This is a genomic window from Actinomyces sp. S6-Spd3, from assembly GCF_000758755.1.
Classification (GTDB): domain Bacteria; phylum Actinomycetota; class Actinomycetes; order Actinomycetales; family Actinomycetaceae; genus Pauljensenia.
The window spans coordinates 1-541 of the sequence record NZ_JRMV01000245.1; the positions used below are offsets into that span (position 1 = coordinate 1).

The following is a 541-nucleotide window of genomic DNA, read 5'->3' on the forward strand; positions in this document are numbered from 1 at the left end:
GATCTGGGCTGTTTCCCTCTCGACTACGAAGCTTATCCCCCGCAGTCTCACTGCCCTGCAATTATCAATGGCATTCGGAGTTTAGCTGACGTCAGTAACCAAAACGGCCCATCAACCAACCAGTAGCTCTACCACCACAACAACACACGCAGAACGCTGCACCTAAATGCATTTCGGGGAGAACCAGCTATCACGGAGTTTGATTAGCCTTTCACCCCTACCCACAACTCATCCCCCCAGTTTTCAACCTAGGTGGGTACGGTCCTCCACGACCTTTTACAATCGCTTCAACCTGGCCATGGGTAGATCACCCCGCTTCGGGTCTAGAACACGCGACTGGGCGCCCAATTAAGACTCGCTTTCGCTACGACTACCCCACAAAGGGTTAACCTCGCCACGCATCACTAACTCGCAGGCTCATTTTTCAATAGGCACGCCATCACCACAACCCCAAAAAAAGGGCCGACCGGCTCTGACGGCTTAAAAGCGCTTGGTTTCAGGCACTATTTCACTCCCCTCCCGGGGTACTTTTCACCATTCC

The 541-nt window shown here is 53.0% G+C and carries 1 rRNA gene; it reads right to left on the reverse strand.

What is annotated here, in order from left to right:
- A 23S ribosomal RNA gene (locus tag HMPREF1627_RS01985) occupies window positions 1-541 on the reverse strand; the annotation flags it as partial.